This is a genomic window from Shewanella sp. SM74 (assembly GCF_025653725.1).
Taxonomy (GTDB): domain Bacteria; phylum Pseudomonadota; class Gammaproteobacteria; order Enterobacterales; family Shewanellaceae; genus Shewanella; species Shewanella oncorhynchi.
This window is the reverse complement of sequence record NZ_JAKKRZ010000005.1, coordinates 172,018-194,450: the sequence shown is the minus strand read 5'-3', so window position 1 is coordinate 194,450 and position 22,433 is coordinate 172,018. Positions and strand designations below refer to the sequence as shown.

The window sequence follows — 22,433 nt, the reverse complement described above, 5'->3', positions numbered from 1 at the left end:
ATAAATAACACTTATAAAACAATTTGTTATTTATCGCACTCTGTGAGAATGAACAACTAAGGCAAAACTATCGTCATTTCGCTCCCATGTGAGGTTTTATTGATGTCGATGCGGGTATTTATCTGCTCTTTCATTTCCGACACGTGCGAGATCACCCCTATCATGCGGCCAGAGGATTGCAAATCCATCAGGGTCCGAATGGCCAGTTCTAAAGAATCTTGATCTAAACTGCCAAAGCCTTCATCGATAAATAAAGTATCGAGTTTAATACCACCTGCATAGGCTTGCACTACATCAGATAGGCCTAACGCCATAGATAATGCTGCCATAAAACTTTCACCACCGCTTAAGGTGGCCACAGGACGCACTTTGGAGGTATAAGCATCTTCTACTTCTAATTCGAGCCCAGAAGCTTTGTTGCCCTTGGCCCTATCTTCCTTACGTAGTAAACGATAACGCCCTTTGCTCATTAGGTGTAGCCTGTGGCTTGCCTCTAACAACACATCGTCAAGCAGTACGCTTAACACAAAACGTTGCAGACTGATCTTATTACCTGTATTTCCATTAGCGACATCTGCAAGGGTGCCGATAACCGCATATTCATCTTCCAAAACCTTAGCTTTTGCATCGGCAATACTCAGCTGGGTTTGGGTTTGCATCAGTAATACTGTGCGCGTGTGAAGCAACTGCCATGCCTGCTCTGCTGCGTGTAATGCTTGCTGCGCGAACTCAAGCTCAGCAGCCAGCTTAATGCTATCAGGTGGCACTTTATCTTTAAGCTTAAGCGCTAACTGCTCGCACTGTGCCTTGGTCAAAGCACTGCGCTGCTGGTAAGCCTCAATCTCGCTGGCTAATGCGCGCTGTTGTTCTTCATCGAGCATGGCCTCAAATAAGGCCTGTTGATCGGCAAAACCTACTGCGACTAATTGCTGATTGAGTTGCTGCTGTGCACGCGTTTGCTGGGCTAATGCTGCCTCAGCAGCATTTTCAGCACCATTAAGTGCCGCTTTAGCCGCAACAAAAGATTGGCCAGTCTGTTGTTGGAGATCCCTAACACTAGCAATCTGTTGCTTAATTTGGCTGATACTTTGCTGATTTTGCGCGATTGCTGCAGTTAAGGCCTCAAGCGTTGCAAGCGCAGATGGAACACTTTGCTGCATGTGCGCTAACTGCCCCTGCAATATATCCACTTTAGATTGCAGTGCACTGTCGTGTGTTTGTCCTTGCTCTAACTTTTGTTGTAGATGCGTTTCCTGTGCGTGCAACAATGCAATCTCTTGCTGTAACAGCTGTAACTGCTGATGGGCTTGCTCCGCTTGAGTGAGTGAGAAAGCGTATTGCGACAAGGTATGTGTATGTTCGTCTAAAGAAATATCAACCGCAGTGCCCAATTGGACCGCGAGATCTTGTGCTTGCTGTTGCAAGGTTTCTAACTGCGTTTGTAGCCCACGATATTCCGCTCTGGCTTTGCTCAGGATTTCTTGGGCATTCGTTTCAGCCTCTAGTGCTAATTGCAGCGCTTCATCACTTGGGAGCGGCTCTTGGCTTTGTGCTGGCTGTGGATGTGTTTGGCTGCCACAAACGGGGCAAGGTTCATCTTGCTGTAATTGCCGCGCTAAAATAGCGGCCTGTCCTTGGTGCCAAGTCAACAATAAGGCTTTATATGCAACCTGTGCTTGCTGATGCTGAGCACTGAGTTGTTGCCCTTTGACTTTAGCCTCAACAAGTTTTGCCTGTGTCGACGATACCCTTGCCGCCACTTGTTGCCATTGCTGATAGGTAGACAATAATTGCTGTTGCTGCTGGTGCGCTTGTTGCAATGAGAGGCGAGTTTCGCTGTTGGCCTGTAGTTGCGGCAGAACGGATTCCAATTCACGGCGTTTTTGGACTACGGTGGTTAACTCATTTTTGCTGTTCTGAAGTTGTGTTTTCGCGCTAATTAGCTGCGCTTGCTCTTGTTCGAGGGTTTTATTAAGCCTATCCAATTCCCTAAGCTGCGGCCCTAAGGCATTCAGTTGCTGTTTGACCTGTTCCAGTTCGAGTAACGACGCTTCCAACACGGGCAAATCAGCAGCCTTAAGCTCTGCGTTATCGAAGGCTTGTTTAGCATGGATTAATGCTGTTTTCGCATGATCAAGTGCGAGACTTGCTGCCTTGGCTTCCTGCTCACGAGCCACAAACACCTCAAGCATAGGTGCCATGTGCTGCGCCTGTTTAGCCAAATTCAGTTTATAGGTTTGCGCAGCCATGTTTTCTTGCTGTGCATCAAGCGCAGCAACCGTTTGAGTTAAGGCATCAAACTGCACAAATTCGGCCAATAAATGCTGGGCGGCATCGCTGGTTTTTATCACCCATTGTTGCTGCTGTAATGCTTGTTCTTTCGCACTTTGGGCAGTTTCAAGTTCTGGCGTGAGCTTGGCTAATTCACAGTTAAGCTCGTCATCGGATGCTAAACCCGCACTTTGTAAAATGCCATCACGGCGACTGCGTTGATCTTTCACTAAGGCGCGGATATCTGCAGCCTTACTTTTTAAGGAATCTTCAATACGTCGGTATATATGAGTTTGAAATAGCTGACTAAATATCAGTTCTCTGGCTTTAGAGTCTGCCATTAACAATTCGCGAAATTTTCCCTGCGGCAACACCATCACTTGGCGAAACTGCTCCACATCGAGGCCAGTTAAGGCTTCAATCTCAGCGGTTGCCTCAGAGACTTTGCTCGCTACAAGCAAACTTTCATTACCCTCGGCGTCTATCTTATATAACTGAGCTTCGGGCTTCTGCACCGTTGAGCCGTCACCGCTTTTTTTAACCCTGTCTTGCTCTGGCACACGGCGAATACGATAACTGCAATTACCCAACTGAAAACTAAAAGTGACTTCTGTTAGCAAACTATCATCGGCCATATCGCAGCGCATCTGGCTGCCTTCACGCTCATTACCCGTGGTTTTGCCATAGAGGGCAAAGCAAATACCATCGAGCAAGGTCGTCTTACCAGCACCAGTGGGTCCATTGATCAAAAATAACGGATTAGTCCCTAAGGCCGTAAAATCAAGTTGTTGCGTCGATGCAAAGGGGCCAAAAGCTGACATGGAAAGGCTAAGTGGTCTCATGCTTGGCGCTCCTCATTGTGTAGCTTAGTCAGGAGTTCATCCATCACGGCTTGCTGTGCTTGTGTTAATGACTCGCCGGACACTTGAGAGAAAAAGTCACGGAACATGTCCATCTCGCCTTTTTTGATATGATCTCGGCTCAAGGTGACTTGTTGCTGCCCCGCCATCAGACCAGTCCGCTCTAAATGCAGCACATTAGGGTAAACGGCTCTCAATTTTCCCATAGCATCTAAAATGGCATGTTTATCAAGAAGTCTGACCATAAGGTAGTCCTCACGCTTGATATCCGTTTTACCTTGGGCGAGTAATGTGGCTAACTCCCCTTCTAAGATGCGGACATCGCGTATTGACGTTAATGGCAATAAACTAATTTTAATCGGCGTTTGCGCGCTAAGTTCGACTAAGGTCACCGACTTATGTTGATGTTGTTCGCTAAAGGAATACTTCAAAATCGATCCTGAGTAGCGCACATGCTCTGCACCTTTGTATTGCGGTCCGTGCAAATGCCCAAGGGCGACATAATCAAACTCAGTAAATAGCGTTGGCGATATTTTATCGGCGCCACCAATGCTCAGTGGTCGCTCAGATTCTGACTCGCTACCACCATCCAAAAAACAATGGCTTATCACCACTTTCGGCAAACCTTGGCTATCGTGCTGGCGTACTTGTTCAAGCAATAGCGTCATTGCGGCCTCATGGCTTGCCGCCTCACACTCAAAAACTTGGCGCACTGTGGCAGGTTCGACATAGGGCAAGGGATAAAACACCACATCACCACTTGAACTCGATAAAGTAATGGGATGAATGTCAGCACTCAAAGGCCCAATAATATGTAACCCACTTGCCGCCATTTGTTTTGCTGCAAAACCTAAGCGCTCGTGACCATCGTGATTACCTGCAATCATAATGACTTGCAGGCCTAAATTATGTACTAAGCGGTTAAGCACATCATCTAACAGCGCAACCGCATTCGCAGGCGGAATCGATCTGTCATAAATATCCCCCGCCACAATCACGGCATCCACCTTGTGTTCATCCGCTAGAGCAATAATTTGCTCGAGCACAAATGCTTGATCATCCAGTAGTGATTGATTGTGTAATTGACGACCTATGTGCCAGTCCGAGGTGTGGATAAATTTCATAATCGCTCTTTTAAAGAAGTGGTGGCGCTAAACCCGAGCGCACATGCCGCCCGTCGATACAAAATAAGTCTGGCAAGATAGACACTGCACTTATATCAATCGGATTAAATATGTACACAATATTTAAAATACACGCCAAAACAATAAGAAGCTTAAAAAGTGTATTAAAAATGACAGGTAATACTATTCAAAAAACTTGAAAGAGTACACCTAACTCAAAGTAGGATGAGACGTTTTAAGTCGTCATTTGGCGGATCTTTTGGGTGATATCCACCTCGGCTTAACTTTTGAGCCAAGATGGACGCCACTAAGATACACTCATGCGCAGCTTAAAGAGCGTCTATTGATGAGTGAGTTTTATAAAATACTTAATATCAAAGAGTTTACGAAAATAAATTATATTGGCTCGCCAAAAGTTTAAAACTCATAGCAAGGGACATAGTCACCACCAACGGCTTAATAATCTTTGTACCTTTAGTGACCACGAGACGAGAACCCAAGGTTGCACCAATCGCTTGCCCTGCCAGCATGACTAATCCTAATAACCAAATCACTTTTCCGCCCAAGGCAAAGAAGATCAGCGAAGCAATGTTAGTGGAGAAATTAAGTAGTTTTGCGTGGGCAGTTGCTTTCGCCAAACCAAACCCCGCTAGCGATACAAAGGCCAGCGCAAAAAAGCTCCCAGTACCAGGGCCAAAAAAGCCATCGTACAATCCCACGCCCAATGCCGCAGTAAAGGCAAATGCGGTAGGAGTCAGCACTTGATGTTTATCATCTTCTGAAATCTTTTTCGAAAATAAAAAGTAACAACCAATAGCCAAAATCAAAAAAGGTAACATCAACTCCAGCACTTTAGTATCGACGAGTTGAACTAGAATCGTACCCAATGCCGCACCGATAAATGCACAAATCAAGGCTAACTTAACGGATTTAAGATCAACCAGCCCTTTACGGACAAAGTACAAACTCGCAAAAAAACTGCCGCCACAGGCCTGCAGCTTATTTGTCCCTAAGGCAACCGCAGGCGGCAAGCCTGCCCACATAAGTGCAGGAATGGTCAGCAAGCCTCCGCCACCGGCGATTGAGTCAATAAAACCAGCCACCATAGCGACGGCAAAAAGTATCGCTGCGATTTGTAGAGTCAGTTCAAATTCCATGATGATTTATTATTCTTCTGATAAAAAAGAGAGTGATTGCCGAACATTAGACTGCGTTTGCCAAATAAACGCAAAGGAGTTATTGTCGCCACAGCGTGAGATAAACTCACACAAAATCCCGAGTCCTGTTCTGATTTTCTAGCAGTAGGAAATAAAATGTTTGCCGAACTACCGCCCCTCAATTCTCTCCGTGCCTTCGAAGCCGCAGCACGTTTACAGAGCATGACATTAGCTAGCAAGGAGTTGCATGTCACCCATGGCGCAGTCAGCAAACAAATCAGAGTATTGGAGGATTATTTAGGTTTTGCGCTCTTTGTACGTTTACACAAAAAAGTTGGTTTAACCGATGAAGCCAAACGCTATTTACCCCATGTTCAAGCCGCTCTGCAAACATTATCTAGTGCTACAAGTGACTTGCGCCGTCAGCCCACTAAGCCGCAAACCTTAGCCATCAATGTGCTGCCAAGCTTAACCATCAATTGGCTCATTCCAAGAATGGAGCAGTTTAAATCCCGCCATCCACACTTGTATGTCGACTTATCCATTGGCGACTTTGCCGTGGATTTTAGCCAAGGTCGTTATGATATTGCGATCCGTAGTAGCACAGTCATCCCTAAGGGCGCGAATTATATCAAGCTGATGGATGAGGATTTATGCTTAGTTTGCGCGCCTTCGTTAGCGCCTAAACTGCAAAATATCGAGGACATTAATCACGTCACGTTACTGAAACACACCACCAGACCCGAACTTTGGGAGTATTGGGCGGAAAAGGTGGGTTTAACACTCACCCAAGCACAAACCTTTGGTGTCGAGCATTTTTATATGCTGAGTCAAGCGGCTGCGAGTGGCATGGGCGCAGCACTTATTCCGCGATTCTTCATCGAAGAACAACTGGCAAATGGCAGCTTAGTCATCCCCTTCGACGCCCCCTTTACCAGTCCCTATCGATATTATTTACTCACCCCAAAATCCCCAAGCCTGCCGTTAAAAGCTCAAGCTTTTATCGACTGGTTATTAGAGATTTTTGCGCCCTATCGTCATTAATCTGCATTAAACGTATCTCAGTTTAAGCGAGGCACAATAACGCTATAAGTGCCAAACGAGGCTATTGAGATCACTAACGGAGCGCAGAAAAACATCAATAAAAAACCACCCAAAAGGTGGTTTATTAGATTCAAGGCTTAAAGCGCATCAAAATTAGTGATTGCAATGCTCACCGTGAACATGGTCATGGTCATCATCGTCCATAAACTCATCGTCACCGTCTTGATGTTGCATTACGCCCCAACCGTCGGTCATGCCGCCGAATTCGGCAGCAAAATCATTTAGCATGACTTCTTGTTCAACCAATGTATCGTACTCAGGCACCATATTGAGACAAACAATGATTTCCCACTTACCAAGCTCATCATTCAGATTCAGCTCAAGCTCGCCTTCCAAGTCAGAATTTGTTAATTCTTCTAACGCAGTTTCAGCATCGCGTTGGTCATCAAAAACCAAAAAGAAATCAACATCTAACTCTTTAGTTAAATCGATTCCCGCTTCAGCCATTGCGGCCAGCATTTTACCATTGTCATCATCTGGAAATTGCATTTCTTGCTCCACTGTTTCAGGCTTATTCTGCCGCAATGATTTGAACTGATTCACCATTAAAGCTGACGATGTCGCCCGCGATAATTTTTTTACGTTTACGAGTTTCAACTTCACCATTCACAGTGACTTGACCTTCGTCGATAAAATGTTTGGCTTCACCACCCGCATTGCTCATGCCTTGCACTTTTAATACTTTGTACAATTCAATGAAATCTTCGCCAGAATGCAAAGCCAATTGATTAATTTGCGCCACTTAATACACGCCTTCTAAAAATAAACCTGCGGGCATTATACCAGCACAGTACAAAATTCGCTGAAGATAATTTGGCTAGAGACGTCTTTCATCGGCGAGTAGGCCAAAGGCTGATTCATCGAGCCAGTTTTCACCTATTTTGAATTGCTGCCTGAGCAAACCTTCAAGCCGAAAACCACACTTTTCGAGTACTCGTGCCGATGCGTGATTATCTTTAGCACAATGCCCAACAAATTTATGTACATTAAAACTTAAACAGGCCCAATCAATGACCGCCATTAAGCTCTCAGTCGCATAACCTTTACCGTGGCCCTCTGCCGCCAGTAAATAACCCACTTCGGCACGCTGTTCCTCGAAACTTTGACAATAAAGGCCCGTTAAACCAATAAACTGCCCAGTATCAACTGTCTCAATCACTAAGGTCAGCCAATCGCCAGAACCGTAGAACCAAGTATCGGAACGCTGCTGAAACTTACTGCGGATCACCTCTTGCGACTCTGGAACGCGTACAAAACGATTAATCTCAGGATCGTTATGCAGTGCATAAAAATGTTCCCAATCACTATCTTGTAAGCTCCTGAGCTTCAATCTATCAGTGTAGAGTTCCAGCATAGTGACTCCGTGATGAGCATATAAAACAAAACGGCAGCAAACGCTGCCGTATCAAACAAGCTGTATTAGATAAGCGGTAAAACTTACGCGCGACTGGTCACTTCAAGTAAATGAAAGCCAAATTGCGTTTTCACGGGGCCTTGTACTTCATTTAATGGTGCACTAAAAACCACTTCATCAAACTCTCTGACCATCATGCCAGGACCAAATGACCCCAATTCGCCGCCTTGGGCACCTGATGGGCAAGAAGAGTGCGCGCGAGCAATTTGAGCAAAATCTGCGCCTTCCATTATTTGCTGTTTCAGCGCTTGACACTGCTCTTCACTGCTGACTAACAAATGTCTTGCTGTTGCCTGGACCATAGTAAAACTCCTGTAAGGATCATGAGACATTTGCCCCAAATATCATTGAGTTCCCACTAAAACATTCGTTTTAACAGGTTTTGAATCAACAGTATAAAAACTTTCTGTTGAATAAAAAAGTCTTAAAATGCCGTCACTGACAACAAAGTCAATTAACGGCATCTTACACGGCTAAGCTTGTTTCGACGCAATCCAACGATCGATCTTGTTTTCCATGACCGCCATGGGTAATGAACCTGAGGTGAGGATTTGATCGTGGAACGCTTTAAGATCAAATTTATCACCCAAGGCTTTTTCTGCGCGGGCACGCAGTGCCAAAATCTTCAACTGACCGACCTTGTAAGACAAAGCTTGACCAGGGATCGCCATATAGCGCTCCACTTCAGCGACTATGTCACTCTCAGCCATAGGCGAGTTGTCTTTCATGTACTGAATCGCCTGTTCACGACTCCAACCTTTAGAATGAAGGCCAGTATCAACCACTAAGCGCATCGCACGCAGCATTTCATCGGAAAGCTTACCAAAATACTGGTAAGGATCGGTAAATAGCCCCATCTCAATACCTAAGTATTCAGCATAAAGTGCCCAACCTTCCTCGAAAGCGGTATAACCGCTAAAACGCTGGAACTCAGGCACACCAGTCAGCTCTTGTTTGATCGCGATTTGGAAGTGATGCCCAGGAGCGGCTTCGTGCAAAGATAAGGTCGTCATCCCCCACTTAGGCTGTGCTTTGAGGTTATAAGTGTTGATATAAAACACCCCTGGACGGCTGCCATCCACCGCAGGCGCTTCATAAGAGGCACCCGCTGCTGATTGTTCTCTAAAACTTTCAACCGGCTTAACCACGTAATCAGCCTTTGGCATCACATTAAAGTAGTTAGGCAATACATGATTGATTTTATCTTTTAATACCATATAGCCATCAATCAAGCCTTGGCGATCGCTATAGAAATACTGCGACTCTGAAGATAAAGATGCAAAAAACGCCTTCAAATCACCCTTAAAACCAACCTGCTCACGCACCTTATCCATCTCAGATAAAATTCGAGCCACTTCACCTAAACCAATTTGATGAATTTCATCTACAGACATAGTGGTGGTCGTATGTGAGTTCGCCAGATGCTGATACCAAGCTTTACCGTTAGGCAAACCTGACCAACCATCAGTCGCCCGCGATTTAGGTAAATAGGTTTGCTTAAAATAATCGCGTAAGTTCGTTAACGCAGGCACCATACGCTCGGCTATCATGGCTTGATAACGGGTGGTCAATTCCGCTTTATCTTGCTCTGAAAAACTTTCGGGGAAATGCTGGATTGGCGAGTAGAAAATGCTCTGAGTCGCATCCGTCGTTAACATAGCATCTAACTGAGGAATAATGCGCTCTACCAACACTCGAGGTAGTACCACTTTACTTTCAATACCTTGATTCATACGATTTTCAGCAAGTGCGACCCACTTGATGAAACCATCGACTCTCTGTTCCCAATTACGATAATCTTGGACAGTCTTAAAAGGTTGTGCACTTTCGCCACTTCCCAGCTGCACCATAGTAATGACAGTGCTATAGAACTGGCTTATCGGCATAAAGCGTGAAGGGAAAGTTTCGTCCACTAACGCCATATCACGGTCATAGACGAACAGGTCATAACTCAACTGTAGATCCGCAGGCAGTTGCTTTGGATCTATCGCACGCACCTGAGCTAAATAGTGAGTGTTAAGATCATGACGAGCCTTAAGGTAATCCTCAGTTAAATCTCCGCCGAAATCGGCGTTATAGTCATTAACGCCGACAAAAGTAGCGTAGATGGGCTCAAGCTTTAGGTAATCTTTAAAATAAGCATCCACAAGCGCTAAGTAACGCTGCTCTGCCGTTTGAGTTTCGCCCTGCACAGCTGTCGTATTAGCCGAGCTATTTTCTTGAACTGCAGTGGCTTCAGGCTTAGAACAACCTTGAAGGGTGAGGATTAACGCTATCGAACCTGCCAATAAACCCAATTTCATTTTAATATTTCTCCTTTTTGGCCCGCTATTGCAGAACTGTTTCTATACTTAGTTCAAGGTCTGCTATCGGAGTTAATCTATGATCTACTCGTTCCGCAACTCAGGTTTCAGGGATCCAGAAACTGGAGTCTATAACCAAACCTATTTCATGGAAGTATTCAACCGAGAATGGCATCGTCACATGAGAGACCACCAAAGCTTGGCACTATTGTATCTGTGCCCTCACATTCATGAAACCGTCAAACAACCCCATTTACTCGAATTCTTTACCAAACAAGTGCAAGAAGCGCTATTAAGAGCAACAGATATGATTGCTAGACTAGATCACAATCACTTTGCGTTGGGTTTGTTCAATATAGATGAGGTGGGAACGGAAGTAGTGTTAAAGCGAATAGAACAGCAAATATCTGACTTTAACCAAGATTTTGGTAAACATCATAAACTGACAATCGACTATAAACTGGCTGCCTGTATTTGCCTACCTACACAGGAAAGTAAAATAGAGTCACTCTTCAGTAATGTCAGCCAACTTTCACAACAGCTTGAAAAAAATCATGATCAATCCCAAGCTTTAATCCGCTTACAGTAAATAGGTTTATTGATACCAAAGAAAAAGCCCCTTGCGGGGCTTTTCGATTCAAACACTAAACTGCGAAGTAATTACAGCGTGACATTATGCATACGTGCTTTCTCTTTAATATAAGAGATATAGCTATTTGCACTCTTCTGTGTCTTCTTATCATTAGCAGCTAACACTGCACGGTTATAAGCCGACTTATACTGTTTCAAACTTAAATGAGCCAAAGCTAATTCGAAGTTTGCTTCACCAGGATGATCAATACCCATTGATATGGCTTTTTCAAGCACAGGGATCGCTGCTGTATATTGTTCATTCAAGTTTAATAAGCGACCTTGTTTCAAGTAAGTCTTGCCATCATTGGTGATGGCTGCAGCTTTACCGTAATACTCAGCAGCTTGCTTAAACTCTTTCGCATTTTGATAGAAACCCGCCAAAATCTCTAAAGACTTAGCGTCCTCAGCGATCATGCCTGATTTCATATGTTTCTGATAAATTTTAGCGGCTTGATAAGGAGCACCTTTTTGTGCCATTAACTGCGCTAAACGCGTAATGTTGCCCGCGCTATCTAAGAAACCATTTCTATAAGCCAAATCGTAAGTTGCAAGAGACTTGTCATAGTCTTCAACCATCAAATAAAACTGTGCTAATTGAACCCACAATCTGCCATCATCCGGGAATAAAGGCACCATGACTTCTAACACGCCAACAGCTTTCTTATACTTCTTCTGATTGAAGTAAGCTGTCAGTTTCATTTGATACAGACCTTTATCAGGAGCTTCAGCTAATGAAAGACCTTTGTCGGCCACTTCAATCACTTTATCCCACTGCTTAAGTTCTGAATGCGCAATACCAATACGGCGATACATTTGAGAATCGGATTTACAAGTAAATTCCATCCACTTGTAATAATAAGGAATCGCTTCCTTAAACTTTTTCTCTTGTAATAGCAAATCAGCATAAAGACGCATAGTTGCAGCATGATCTGTACCACCTAAAATATCAGCTTCAACAGCTTGTTTTAGGTACTTGATCGCGGTATCCATTTTGCCTTTCTCGGCATAAAAGTTACCCAACATACGTGCAACATAGGCTTTATCGAAGTCGTTCTTGGCATTTGCCTCTAGCAAAATAGCAATAGCTTCATCGACCTGACCATTGGTATAAGCTTCAAATGACTTCTGAACTTTCTTCGCCGCACCTTCGCCCACGGCTTTAGATTGACGTTTGTCGATAGCACACTTTTCTTCTGCGACTGCAGATGAAAGAGTTAATGAACCTCCACAAACAGAAAGCAATAATAGAACTGCGATTTTATTAACATTACGCATTATTGGTTGCCTCCTTTATCTAAGGTGAAGTCTAGTTGTACTGTCATACCAGGTTGTTTCAATGGCTTGCCATCAACAATCTTTGGCTTGTACTTCCACTTCTTCAGTGCACGAATAGCTTCTTTATCAAATAAGCGTTTTGGTTCTGCTTGAATAACTTCAACGTCGTCGATACCACCGAGTTCGTTAATGGTAAAACGAAGTTGTACCCAACCTTCTTTACCATCACGCGCCGCAGCAATTGGATACTGAGGTTCGATACGAACGATAGGTGTAGCATCACCATCGCGAGTCATCATATTGCCTAATTTAAAACCGGTACTTGGACCACCAGCTTCTACACCACCCATATTGAACGACATTGCTGTGTCAATATTGCTCGAAGATTCTGGCGGCGTTGCCTCAGGCTTCTGTGGCTGTTCTGGCGGTGGCGGCGGCTTAGGCACTACCCTTGGCTTATTCTGTGCTTTTGAATCCTGTCTATCCATAGTGATTTCAATTACAGGGGTCTCGGCCGATGTTTCGCCGCGCTGTGCGCCGCCACCGACCAAGAACGCCATAAAAGCGAACAGACCAAAAGTCACAGCAGCACCAATAATGATCGATACTAGTGCTCTTAGCATATTAATCGTTCCCCGCAGATACCGAAATTTTATCTATACCAGCCGCTTTGACTTGGTCTAGAACTTTAACAACTAAGCCGTGCATTGCGTCTTTATCAGCCTGAATCAATACCGCAGCTTCAGGAGCTTCAGCCAGCATGCGCTCAACGTTTGCCGTTACACGTTCGATATCAACCTGACGGTTTTCCATCATGATCACGCCTGTTTTACTGACGCCGATAAAGATGTTAGCCGAAGGTTTTGAAGTCGCTTGCGAAGCTTTTGGTTTGTTATAATCCAAACCAGAAGGTTTCACAAATGACGTTGTTACAATGAAGAAGATCAACATGATAAACACGATGTCGAGCATCGGTGTCATATCAATTTGCGCTTCCTCGTCTACACTGGAATGCTTTTTACGTGCCATGTTCAATCTCTCTCTAGTGGTGCGGCATGCTGTCTTTTAGCTTTTCTAAACTGATTTTCATTTTTACATCCAGACGAGTACTAAAGAATACTCCCGATAATGCTGCAACCATCCCCGCCATCGTGGGCATAGTCGCCATTGAAATACCAGCCGCCATTAAACGAGCATTACTCGTCCCCTGAACTGCCATCACATCAAACACTGAAATCATACCGGTTACGGTACCTAACAAACCTATCATAGGACAAATAGCTACTAAGGTTTTAATCATCAGCATACGTGCATTCAAATCTTGCTTCGCTTGGGACAGCCAAGCTTCACGGATACGGTGTGCGTACCAAGAGGTTGTTTCCTCTCTAGCATCCCACGCAGATATGATAGCTTTATGTTGCTTTGGTGATATCCAATTAAGATACCAATAACGCTCAAGCATCAATACCCACATGAAGAACAATACAAACGCAACCAACCAAAGGACGTTTCCTCCAGCGGCCATGAAGCCCCTGACGGAATCCCATATGTCCATCAGGTATAGCATCATTAGTTAGCCCTCTTCTCAGCATGTGCTGCGATAATGCCCGCACTTTGCTCTTCCAAAATTTGGGTGATTGATTTGCTACGCGCAACGAGTATTGCATGTAGTAACATCAGTGGCAGAGCCGCAACCAGACCTTGTACTGTAGTAACCAGAGCCATAGAGATACCACCCGCCATCAGTTTAGGATCGCCAGTACCGAACAGTTGGATACTTTGGAAGGTCGCAATCATACCAGTTACTGTACCTAGCAGACCTAACATTGGGCCGATAGCTGCAATGACTTTCAAAATTGAAATTCGAGCTTCTAATGCAGGCGTTTCTTTCAGAATAGCTTCATCCAGCTTCAACTCTAATGTTTCAACATCAACATCTTTGTTTTCATGGTAAACCTTCAAGATACGACCAAGGGCATTGTTACCTGGGTTATCAACATTCTTAGCTTGGCGTTTAACTTTTGCACCGATAGCTGCCAGCACAATGAAACGCTCAACCGCAATTAATAAACCAATAGCAAGTAATATCAGAATAATATAACCAATGGTACCGCCTGACTCGATACGATCTTCCATGCTAGCTTTGTTCGTAAAGATGTTTAACAGTACGCCACGTGCAGGGTCGATATAGAAAGGTGCTGTACCAGAAGCCGTTTCTTCCCATTTTGCAACAGCGCTAACTTGATAGCCTTCAGGTTGTTGAGATAACTGCTGAATTAAACCTAATTCAGGGTTATATACAACGTATTTACCGTCAGCCGTTAAGTTATAAGCACCAATACGATGAATAGTCGTCGTTTTCACGTTACCATCAATTTCGGTAACAGAACCTTCAAACTTAACCACTTTGCCAGATTGCGCCATTTCAAATAGCTGCTCTTGCCAAAATTGTTCTAACTCTTCAATTTTTGGCAATTGCTTACGGGCACCTAAATCAGCGATGAATTTATCGCGATTTGGGAATTGAGCACTGATGTTTGAGCTTGCCAGTTTACCAGCGAAATCACCGGCTTCACCTTTAACTACACCAAACATTTCACCCAAGTCACCTTGAGCCGTTTTTAGATCCTCTTCTAACTGAGCAATTTTACGCTCGTTATCTAAGAACGCTTGGTTTAAATCTTTACCACGTTGCTTTTCAGCAGCTAAAGCATCTTTTTCACGCTTTAATAATGCAGCTTTGTCGCCACGTTCTGCTTGGAATTCTTGCTCACGCTTACTGTTGACTTTACCTTCTGCAGCGCGTTCAACTTTAACTTGTTGCAATAATTGGTCAATTGACTTAGGCGCATCAGCAGCGCTCGCCATACCAGCAGTTAAAGAGAAACTTGCAGCCAACACAGCTGTAGTAATTAACTTCTTCATTATTGTGCAGTCTCCGCAGCAGGAATTGGTAACGCGAATAGATCTAGAGCGCCTTGTTTACGGGCAATGCGGATACCTTTGGTCAGTTCACGCAAATAGCTGTCATCTAACTTATCCCAACCCTTAGATTCTGGGTTGTACATCCAGCCAGTCTTTTGATCTAAACTCTGTGCATAAAGAGCAACACGACCTAAGTTAAAGAAGTCAACCAACACTTCTTTACCATCTAGGTTTAACTTACCTTGGTTAACGGCAACAGCACTACCGTATTCACGCTCAATACTATAAGCATCAAGAATTAGACGGTATTTTTCTGCTAGTGTGACTTCGGCAGTATTAAGAAGTTTTTTCAGTTCATTAACACGATTAGTGCGTATTTCAGAATTAAAAGGTAAATCTAATTGAACAAACTGTTCTAATGACTCAACCATTTTAAACATTAATGGCACAACACCTTGGCGAAGTTTATCAACACCATTGATGTCACCCTGCACTGAATCCATTGTCTTTTGTTGATCAGCGACTAAGCTTGCAACGTAATCGTTATATGATTTCAGTGATTCGCGCTCATCTGCGACAGAACCATACTCAAAAAGCATGTCTTGTGCTTGATCGAAATACTTATCAACGTTCTTTTGCGACGCAGCAGCATCAGCATGGATCATACTATCCGCTTTCTGCACGTCGGTAAGAGGATCTGCAACTACTAAGTTGCTGCTCGCTAATGCCAGCACGCCAACAAGTGCAGTAGCGATTTTTGTTCTATTGCTTACCTTGGACATAGTTCCCAACCAATTTGAAGTGAATAAAAAGGTTTAACTTACCAGCAACATAACGACAAGGAATAAATACTTGCCGAAAAAATTTCTGTAAGTTCGTCTTTCTCTTGTGATTCTTAGTTTTTTCTTCCCTTTCCTACGCCCTTACAGGCATAGACCCGCTGGCATCATTTCACAAAATGTTGACCTGTGTCAACATTTCAGACGACTAAAAACTAGTGTAAAGAAGCGTTAATAATGAAATTTTTTACGAAAGGTGTTTTTTTAGGCGGAAATGAATCTTTAGGGTTATTATTATTTGTGTTACAAAATATAAAATCAATTTAAAACCCATAAAATCATAAAGATAGTTCACTCTCAACTTTGTGTGCTCCGTTTGTTAAAATTAACATTTTTTAACATTGAAGCAACTCGAGTAGATGTTCTTTACTCATATTCCCCGATAAGATTTACTTAACTTGAACTCGGTGTAAGAACATCAGAACTAGCGGCACCGTGTGATAAAATCTTTCGACCTCAAATAACCCCATCACACAGAAAGCCTTGACACAACAAGTTAGTAGGAGTGTTTTGTGATATCTATGATGTTTCCGTTGTTTTCATCATGAGACAGAAGAAAACTTTATTAACTGAAGAGACGCGCTGACTGCTTCACAATGAATGAAGTGATGACCACCATTATCTTCTTCCTAATACCCACCATAGTGTTTTCAAAAATGTCTACACTGGCTAACTGACTCCTTTTTACAAAGCAGCTTTCCTAAATTTACTCAATTACCCCGCTTTTCTTGGAGAAATGTCTAGGATCTGTTGCTCTTTCGAGAGTGATATTTAGAGACATAGCAAGACGTTATTATTTGTTTTACAAAAAACTAATAACTTCAAGCCATGCCAAGATTTATGCTAACTGATACACAGGGAAAAGCTATTTCATTTAACTAATGAAAAGCATAGACCATGTTTATGGTAAACCTGAATATAGGCAAAAAATCAAAGGCATTCTTTATCGCCTTCGACAATTATTCCTTTGCAAGGTTTTCCCAAAGAATTCGATCATTGGAGTACAATCTTTAGACAGCTTCATTTATTGTCTAAAAAAGCATGTGGGCTTACCTATAAAAAGCCTTAGCTAGACTTGCTAACATAGGATTAGTCTTTATCCATGACTCGATCGTGCGCGTACATCAGTACTGAACTGATGCAACCACACAGAACAATCAGAGCCTAGATAAAAGTCGAAGCTGTAATTAAACTTATAGCAGTCGATAGCGGAGAATTACCGATTTATGTCGAATTATCAGAAAGCCAGAGACACAATATTACTATCACAGCCAGCCTCATTGCAGGGGCTGATTACACTTTTTGACCAGCACCAAAAATAATCTCCTCTGTGAAGTTATCACTCCAGCATGCCCTATTAAACTTCTGATTCTGACTCGTTTTTGCGGGATGTAATTTCACTAAATTTAATGCCCAACGCCTTAAAATTGCTAAGATATTGGCACCGTCTTCATCATACATCTTCTGCTTATCTTCTTGAAATAGCGTATCTAAAAGCCAGTGTTGATTGTTTTCTGTTTGCCAGTGCAGTGCGCTCTAATCGCTGTACCAAATTCTGTGGACGTTAGCTCTGCACTACTCACATAAAAATGGGTATCAATGCTGATGGTATTGCCCACCTTACGATGCCGTTCAACGGCGATTAATGTGCGCAGTTGAGCCCATTTCGCCTTTAATTCTACTGATAAATTCAATGGGCATTGAAAAATGAACCGTTTTTCAACTCGACCATGGCCTTTATCGTCTTGTGTAAAACATTCAGCATCTGGATTCTTCTCAATATAATCTGCAAATTGTACTTGCACTGCCTCATGTAACGTTGGCTGCTTACCTTTCACTTGCAGAATACAATCACCACCTTCTTTTACTATGTAATCAAGTGTTTTAGTCTGACAGTGGAGCGCATCAAATGTCAGTAATTCTGATTTCAAATCAAGGCAAGTTAGCCGCTCCTGAACCAGTTTCAACTCACTCTTTTTACTCACGCCTGATTTTGCGTTAAACACTAAGCCGGGGCCAGTATCATAAGCAGTGACCAAATGTAAGGTTGCGCTTGAAGCTGATGCTTTGGCACCTTTAAGCACTTTCCCAACAATCGCAATGGGGGATGTCGATGTTCATTGACCCAACTCATGAGTGCATCAAGAAGAGATTGCTTAGATATGCCTCTGAAAATTCGCCCAATACTTTGCTGACTGGGAATACCATTTATGAAAGGGCGATGTTGGCGTAGCCACGTCAGTTTCAATGTACCGAACTCATGGCAATCAGCCCAACTTTGCGCGCCTGAGATAACCGCACTCAGAATAAGAAAACAGATATCAATGACATCATGTTCTAGATTTATATGGGAACGACAATCAGTAATGTTTTCGAAATGTTTAAACATATTAGGTGTTGAGACAAAGAAAAAGAGGGCTATTTGATCACACTAACGAGATCAATCAAGTTATTTTTATCTCTTTGTTTATAAAGGGGACGTATGAAAATCGATCGAGCATGATCAGCCCCTGGCCTCATTGAGCACTTAAAGCAGGTTGATACTGTGACTGTTGATAAAGGTTATGGAAGTGATACTTTTCGTGAATTCTCCGCAAATAAAGGTGGGAAATCAGTTATCTCAAAGCGCAACGATAACAACACACCTCAAGTGAAGATTGATTGGTGTTTATATCGACATTTGGTGGAGAATAATTTTGAAAAATTAAACACTGCCGAGCAATATAAAAAATTAGCGAAGAATTACGCCAATATGGTTTCACTGGCATTTACGTTAATGTGGTTACCATGTATAGCCTGAGTAATACTTGTACAACAAAAACAATAAGCCCTAATCTAAGCAGCATATTTACATGACTTTACTTACTAATAAAAAAACCGGATCAACATTGATCCGGTTCCATTCTGTAATAGTCTAATTACCGATAGTCAGTCATTAAAACTTGGCAGTAACACCAGCATAGAAATAACGTCCTGTTACATCATAAGCCTCTGACGCAGTATTGATACCTGTTGAGCCAGAATTAGAGCCTTGAGGCAATAATGGAGGTTGTTTATCAAATAAATTACGGACACCTACCATTGCTTCCCACCCATTCGCAAATGTATAACTAGCATTTACATCATGGTATATAACCGCATCAATCTCGTTAAATGTAGTTAATGAAGCACCATCTGTAAAATTACCATTACTTTCATCTACTGAGTCAACAACTGCATCCCAGTAACGCATACGCCATGCAAAGCTCATCTCATCAAGAGCATAGGATAAATTCAAGTTAGCTCTATGTTCTGGATGCGTAACATCACCGACATAATCAATGGCCTCACCAGATAGAATGCCTGTAACAACATATTCATTAGTGTAGTTCCAAACTAGTTGAGCTTTAAAACTACCAGGCCCTAAATCAGTCGTATAATTAAATTCAGCATCAATACCTGAAGTATCAATGTTATTTTCGTTAGATGTACCTGAATGAACTTCAATCAAAGCACCTTTAAAATCACGTACAGCAGCTCCATTACAATTTTGTGAGAACTGACTTGCATCAACATCAAAACAGCGGTTCAACACTGTCGTGCGACTTGTTGTAGAAATTGCATCCTTCACAGATATATCATAGTAATCTAACGTAAATGCCAAATCATCAACGATTTGCCAAATAATACCTGCACTCCAAGTATCAGCAGTTTCCGCTTTGACATCAGGGTTACCACCTTGTGTACCACCAGTGGCCTGACGCTCTGCTTGAGTTAACTTAAAGACTCCATCAGCAGCGATTCGATCACTTACAGATTGGATTGCACGACAATTAGCCGCCGCATTTCCAGCAGTTGTTGCAGTCACACCATCACAAGGATCGGCTACAGTAGCAAAAGTTTCACCACGTCCTCCGTATAAATCAGAAATATTTGGAGTACGTATAGCTGTGGCAGCAGAAGCCCTCACCTTAAACGAATCAAATGGCGTATATTCTAGACCAGCATTCCAAGTCCAATCACCACCAGTAACAGAATGATCAGCAAAACGCGCAGCTAAATCAAATTCCAGGTTTTCAAGAACAGGAAGAATTGCTTCAACATAAACGTCTTTTGAGTATAATTTGCCATCGGTAGGATCTGATTGGTTAGTACTTGACGCACCTGTTTGAGCTAAATCCCCAGGACTGTAAACGCCACGTTCTTCACGATACTCCAAACCCATGGCAACACCAATATCCCCCCCCGGTAATGCAACAGGTAAAGCTCCTGTTACGCTACTTCCTAAAACAAACTGCTCTGCCTGACCAGTTGCTTTTGCTGGAGATTCAATATACTTAACAGCCTCATCAGATACAGTACCCGCACCAAATAAATCTAATGGAACGCAACCTTGTAAACGTGCTAGTTCATTAGCACATACTAAGTTGCCATTGGCATCTTTAATCACATCCAAAGCAAGTGCTGCTCGCTCTTTATTTACCTGACCACCGTTATCTTGTAACTGGTCAGTTCTTCCCCAGGTCATGTATGTTTGGGATGCCCATGCATCATTTATTGCCCAATCGACACCTGTAGCAATACGAATTGTATTTCTTTCTAAATCTGTAGAGCGAGGACCAAATTCAGCCAATCGACGAGTAAACGTTGTCTGATTTAAATTTGTGATTCCGTCAGCAATAAGTGCATTACGTAAGGCATCTGGAATCAATGGAGAATTAATGTCCATTCCACCTTTACCATTACGATTTTTCAACCATACATCGTTTACGACATCTAAAGGTGTTGGTTCAATAGTAGAATCTATAGTTTTAGTCGTATTCCAGTTAAGTTCAGTAAACATAGATACGTTATCTGCTAGCTCCATATTCAAGCCAGCCGCTGCATATTTACGCTCAAGTGGAGTAACTAACTGCCGATATTCTGCTCTGTTAAAACTACCTGTTGCACCTGAATATAAAGTACCATCACCATTATACTTACCAATTTTGCCTTGTGGGGCGAAAGAGGAATTCAATGGACCAGCATATTCGTTACCATTCTCATCAAGAAAAACTGCCAAGTCCTGTTTAGAAAAATCACGGTCAGTTGCTTTAATACCTTCATCATCATCATAGCCCAACGAAACCCAAGCATTACCACCTGACCAAGTTTTACCGGATGTAAGGCTAACAGTCTTAGTATTACGATCACTTTCTCCAGAAATACCTGTTTGAGCATTTACTTCTACACCATCAAAATCTTTACGAGTAATGATGTTAACTACACCAGCTACAGCATCAGAACCATAAATAGCAGAAGATGCACTTTTTAAAATTTCGATACGTTCAATCATAGAAGTCGGAATTGCGTTTAAATCTACTGCATAACCACTTGATGGATCAACACCAGAAACAAATCTGCGACCATTGACAAGAACTAAAGTTCTTGAGTCTCCTAAATTACGTAATGAAGTTGTATTGAGACCAACTGTAGATGTAGTGAAGGCACTATTTGATTGATCTGAACCAGCAATTGTTACTGGTGATGAGTTCAAAATATCCGCAACGTTAATTGCGCCTGTTTGAGCAATATCTTCTCTTGATAAAACTGTAATTGGTACTGTTGTTTCCATATCAGTACGTTTGATACGAGAACCAGTAACTTCAATACGCTCGACTTTTGCACCATCTTCTTCCGCAGCAAATACGCCGAATGTACTTAAGGTTGTTGCTGTCACACCGCTAATCAATGCGAAACGCACTGATTTAGCTAATAAATTATTCTTATGCATTGCCTATCTCCCTTGACATACTATGTCTTTATTATTTTTCATCGACATCTCACTGACGACTTTTCCTCTAAGCTCGACACCAAAAAATCACACGCCGACACATAGATAAACCAATAAAATCACATTTAAAACACTTAATCAACAATTGAAGCGGAAATAACACAACAATCGCCGTTTGTGAATAGTTTAAAACTGATGATTAGCCATAAGCTTTATCTAGTGTCAAATTGAATAAAACTCATAAGAACATGAAAATTAAGAATTTATTTTAAGATGATGGAGAGTTCACCATTATCAAATTGAAAAACAACTCAAACATAAATACTTTCAAAAAATTAACACTTAAACCCACTTTTAAGTATAAGTGCTCAAAAAACCTGACATTTTATGGCTAAATTTTGTTCAGCAAAAAATGGGGAGATCATTACAACATGGGAATAATTTTCAACAAACAACCTCAATTCTGCTTAAACATGCACTTTTAACCAAAGTGATTTTAATACCGATATTTGACTGGATTTGACTTGTCCTTGATTGCCAATAAGAACAATGACCAAAGACGTCTGTAATATTTAACGTGCACGGGCAGAACTGACGAGTTCTGAAAATGTGTCGAACAGATAACAATAAAAAATTTAATTACCTTCCATTTGAGAAGAACTCGTTATTTAAGGTGACCAAATCATTGAAATAAATGACTTAATCTAAATGACCATTACGCTATTACCAGTTAGTTTTCCATTTTTTCATTCTGATGATAAAAAACCCCAAGTTGC

Annotated in this window: 17 protein-coding genes and 3 pseudogenes; 4 read left to right on the top strand and 16 right to left on the bottom strand. The window is 42.4% G+C overall.

Going from position 1 to position 22,433, the window contains the following annotated elements; all coding sequences use genetic code 11:
• Positions 1–56: 56 nt before the first annotated feature.
• From L5M49_RS07705 to L5M49_RS07695, 3 genes are all read right to left on the bottom strand, one after another.
• Positions 57–3,113: an AAA family ATPase gene (locus L5M49_RS07705; RefSeq protein ID WP_263265775.1), complete on the bottom strand. Its 3,057-nt coding sequence runs from the start codon at positions 3,111–3,113 to the stop codon at positions 57–59.
• Complete coding sequence (locus L5M49_RS07700) at positions 3,110–4,255, bottom strand: exonuclease SbcCD subunit D (protein ID WP_263265774.1); 1,146 nt, start codon at positions 4,253–4,255, stop codon at positions 3,110–3,112. Before L5M49_RS07700 ends, L5M49_RS07705 begins: the two co-directional genes overlap by 4 nt.
• 383 nt (positions 4,256–4,638) lie before the next feature.
• A complete protein-coding gene (locus tag L5M49_RS07695; protein WP_173245583.1) occupies positions 4,639–5,412 on the bottom strand; it encodes a TSUP family transporter in 774 nt (257 codons plus the stop codon).
• A gap of 156 nt (positions 5,413–5,568) precedes the next feature.
• On the opposite strand from L5M49_RS07695, the gene L5M49_RS07690 reads away from it, so the two are divergent.
• Complete coding sequence (locus L5M49_RS07690; protein ID WP_168823676.1) at positions 5,569–6,456, top strand: LysR family transcriptional regulator; 888 nt, start codon at positions 5,569–5,571, stop codon at positions 6,454–6,456.
• A 153-nt stretch (positions 6,457–6,609) separates the two neighbouring features.
• Here the strand turns inward: L5M49_RS07690 and L5M49_RS07685 are convergent, their stop codons facing one another.
• The 5 genes from L5M49_RS07685 to L5M49_RS07665 form a co-directional block, all read right to left on the bottom strand.
• Positions 6,610–7,005, bottom strand: coding sequence for a ribonuclease E inhibitor RraB (locus tag L5M49_RS07685; protein WP_105252914.1), 396 nt, complete (start codon positions 7,003–7,005; stop codon positions 6,610–6,612).
• A 22-nt stretch (positions 7,006–7,027) separates the two neighbouring features.
• Positions 7,028–7,258 (bottom strand): RNA-binding S4 domain-containing protein, encoded by a 231-nt coding sequence (locus tag L5M49_RS07680; protein ID WP_028760431.1) that lies wholly within the window; start codon positions 7,256–7,258, stop codon positions 7,028–7,030.
• A 75-nt stretch (positions 7,259–7,333) separates the two neighbouring features.
• Positions 7,334–7,870, bottom strand: a complete 537-nt coding sequence (locus L5M49_RS07675) for a GNAT family N-acetyltransferase (protein ID WP_028760432.1) — start codon at positions 7,868–7,870, stop codon at positions 7,334–7,336.
• An 83-nt stretch (positions 7,871–7,953) separates the two neighbouring features.
• Complete coding sequence (locus L5M49_RS07670) at positions 7,954–8,232, bottom strand: peptidylprolyl isomerase (protein ID WP_028760433.1); 279 nt, start codon at positions 8,230–8,232, stop codon at positions 7,954–7,956.
• 171 nt (positions 8,233–8,403) lie between these two features.
• Entirely contained in the window at positions 8,404–10,233 is a 1,830-nt protein-coding gene (locus L5M49_RS07665; RefSeq protein ID WP_263265773.1) for a DUF885 domain-containing protein, read from the bottom strand.
• Between the two features lie 79 nt (positions 10,234–10,312).
• Between L5M49_RS07665 and L5M49_RS07660 the strand changes: the two genes are divergently transcribed.
• Positions 10,313–10,822, top strand: a complete 510-nt coding sequence (locus L5M49_RS07660; protein ID WP_028760435.1) for a diguanylate cyclase domain-containing protein — start codon at positions 10,313–10,315, stop codon at positions 10,820–10,822.
• Between the two features lie 71 nt (positions 10,823–10,893).
• Here L5M49_RS07660 and L5M49_RS07655 read toward each other — a convergent pair whose 3' ends face one another.
• From L5M49_RS07655 to L5M49_RS07630, 6 genes are read right to left on the bottom strand one after another with little or no spacing between them, the layout of a single operon-like run.
• Positions 10,894–12,141 carry a tetratricopeptide repeat protein gene (locus L5M49_RS07655; RefSeq protein ID WP_131524317.1) on the bottom strand — a complete coding sequence of 416 codons (1,248 nt, stop codon included), beginning with the start codon at positions 12,139–12,141 and terminating at the stop codon, positions 10,894–10,896.
• On the bottom strand, positions 12,141–12,764 hold the full coding sequence (locus tag L5M49_RS07650) for an energy transducer TonB (protein ID WP_131524316.1): 624 nt from the start codon (positions 12,762–12,764) through the stop codon (positions 12,141–12,143). Before L5M49_RS07650 ends, L5M49_RS07655 begins: the two co-directional genes overlap by 1 nt.
• 1 nt (position 12,765) lies before the next feature.
• A complete protein-coding gene (locus L5M49_RS07645; protein WP_037428129.1) occupies positions 12,766–13,170 on the bottom strand; it encodes an ExbD/TolR family protein in 405 nt (134 codons plus the stop codon).
• 13 nt (positions 13,171–13,183) lie between these two features.
• The gene (locus tag L5M49_RS07640; protein ID WP_113938836.1) at positions 13,184–13,711 is read right to left on the bottom strand and encodes a MotA/TolQ/ExbB proton channel family protein; all 528 of its coding nucleotides are present in this window, start codon (positions 13,709–13,711) and stop codon (positions 13,184–13,186) included.
• On the bottom strand, positions 13,711–15,066 hold the full coding sequence (locus L5M49_RS07635; protein WP_173496514.1) for a MotA/TolQ/ExbB proton channel family protein: 1,356 nt from the start codon (positions 15,064–15,066) through the stop codon (positions 13,711–13,713). The genes L5M49_RS07640 and L5M49_RS07635 overlap by 1 nt, the downstream gene beginning before the upstream one ends.
• Positions 15,066–15,848 carry a DUF3450 domain-containing protein gene (locus tag L5M49_RS07630; RefSeq protein ID WP_113938838.1) on the bottom strand — a complete coding sequence of 261 codons (783 nt, stop codon included), beginning with the start codon at positions 15,846–15,848 and terminating at the stop codon, positions 15,066–15,068. The genes L5M49_RS07635 and L5M49_RS07630 overlap by 1 nt, the downstream gene beginning before the upstream one ends.
• Positions 15,849–16,786: 938 nt before the next feature.
• On the opposite strand from L5M49_RS07630, the pseudogene L5M49_RS07625 reads away from it, so the two are divergent.
• A pseudogene (locus L5M49_RS07625) lies at positions 16,787–17,187 on the top strand (IS5/IS1182 family transposase); the annotation flags it as partial.
• Positions 17,188–17,198: 11 nt separating this feature from the next.
• Here the strand turns inward: L5M49_RS07625 and L5M49_RS07620 are convergent.
• Positions 17,199–18,294, bottom strand: a pseudogene (locus L5M49_RS07620) (ISAs1 family transposase).
• A gap of 117 nt (positions 18,295–18,411) precedes the next feature.
• Between L5M49_RS07620 and L5M49_RS07615 the strand changes: the two are divergent.
• Positions 18,412–18,705 (top strand): annotated as a pseudogene (locus L5M49_RS07615) (IS5/IS1182 family transposase); the annotation flags it as partial.
• A 135-nt stretch (positions 18,706–18,840) separates the two neighbouring features.
• Here L5M49_RS07615 and L5M49_RS07610 read toward each other — a convergent pair.
• Positions 18,841–21,657 (bottom strand): TonB-dependent receptor, encoded by a 2,817-nt coding sequence (locus tag L5M49_RS07610; RefSeq protein ID WP_263265772.1) that lies wholly within the window; start codon positions 21,655–21,657, stop codon positions 18,841–18,843.
• Between the last annotated feature and the right edge of the window lie 776 nt (positions 21,658–22,433).

Excerpts from the sequence above, each read along its gene's own strand:
- L5M49_RS07705 (WP_263265775.1), bottom strand. The coding sequence starts at position 3,113 with ATGAGACCACTTAGCCTTTCCATGTCAGCTTTTGGCCCCTTTGCATCG.
- L5M49_RS07700 (WP_263265774.1), bottom strand. The coding sequence starts at position 4,255 with ATGAAATTTATCCACACCTCGGACTGGCACATAGGTCGTCAATTACAC.
- L5M49_RS07695 (WP_173245583.1), bottom strand. The coding sequence starts at position 5,412 with ATGGAATTTGAACTGACTCTACAAATCGCAGCGATACTTTTTGCCGTC.
- L5M49_RS07690 (WP_168823676.1), top strand. The coding sequence starts at position 5,569 with ATGTTTGCCGAACTACCGCCCCTCAATTCTCTCCGTGCCTTCGAAGCC.
- L5M49_RS07685 (WP_105252914.1), bottom strand. The coding sequence starts at position 7,005 with ATGCAATTTCCAGATGATGACAATGGTAAAATGCTGGCCGCAATGGCT.
- L5M49_RS07675 (WP_028760432.1), bottom strand. The coding sequence starts at position 7,870 with ATGCTGGAACTCTACACTGATAGATTGAAGCTCAGGAGCTTACAAGAT.
- L5M49_RS07670 (WP_028760433.1), bottom strand. The coding sequence starts at position 8,232 with ATGGTCCAGGCAACAGCAAGACATTTGTTAGTCAGCAGTGAAGAGCAG.
- L5M49_RS07665 (WP_263265773.1), bottom strand. The coding sequence starts at position 10,233 with ATGAAATTGGGTTTATTGGCAGGTTCGATAGCGTTAATCCTCACCCTT.
- L5M49_RS07660 (WP_028760435.1), top strand. The coding sequence starts at position 10,313 with ATGATCTACTCGTTCCGCAACTCAGGTTTCAGGGATCCAGAAACTGGA.
- L5M49_RS07655 (WP_131524317.1), bottom strand. The coding sequence starts at position 12,141 with ATGCGTAATGTTAATAAAATCGCAGTTCTATTATTGCTTTCTGTTTGT.
- L5M49_RS07650 (WP_131524316.1), bottom strand. The coding sequence starts at position 12,764 with ATGCTAAGAGCACTAGTATCGATCATTATTGGTGCTGCTGTGACTTTT.
- L5M49_RS07645 (WP_037428129.1), bottom strand. The coding sequence starts at position 13,170 with ATGGCACGTAAAAAGCATTCCAGTGTAGACGAGGAAGCGCAAATTGAT.
- L5M49_RS07640 (WP_113938836.1), bottom strand. The coding sequence starts at position 13,711 with ATGATGCTATACCTGATGGACATATGGGATTCCGTCAGGGGCTTCATG.
- L5M49_RS07635 (WP_173496514.1), bottom strand. The coding sequence starts at position 15,066 with ATGAAGAAGTTAATTACTACAGCTGTGTTGGCTGCAAGTTTCTCTTTA.
- L5M49_RS07630 (WP_113938838.1), bottom strand. The coding sequence starts at position 15,848 with ATGTCCAAGGTAAGCAATAGAACAAAAATCGCTACTGCACTTGTTGGC.
- L5M49_RS07610 (WP_263265772.1), bottom strand. The coding sequence starts at position 21,657 with ATGCATAAGAATAATTTATTAGCTAAATCAGTGCGTTTCGCATTGATT.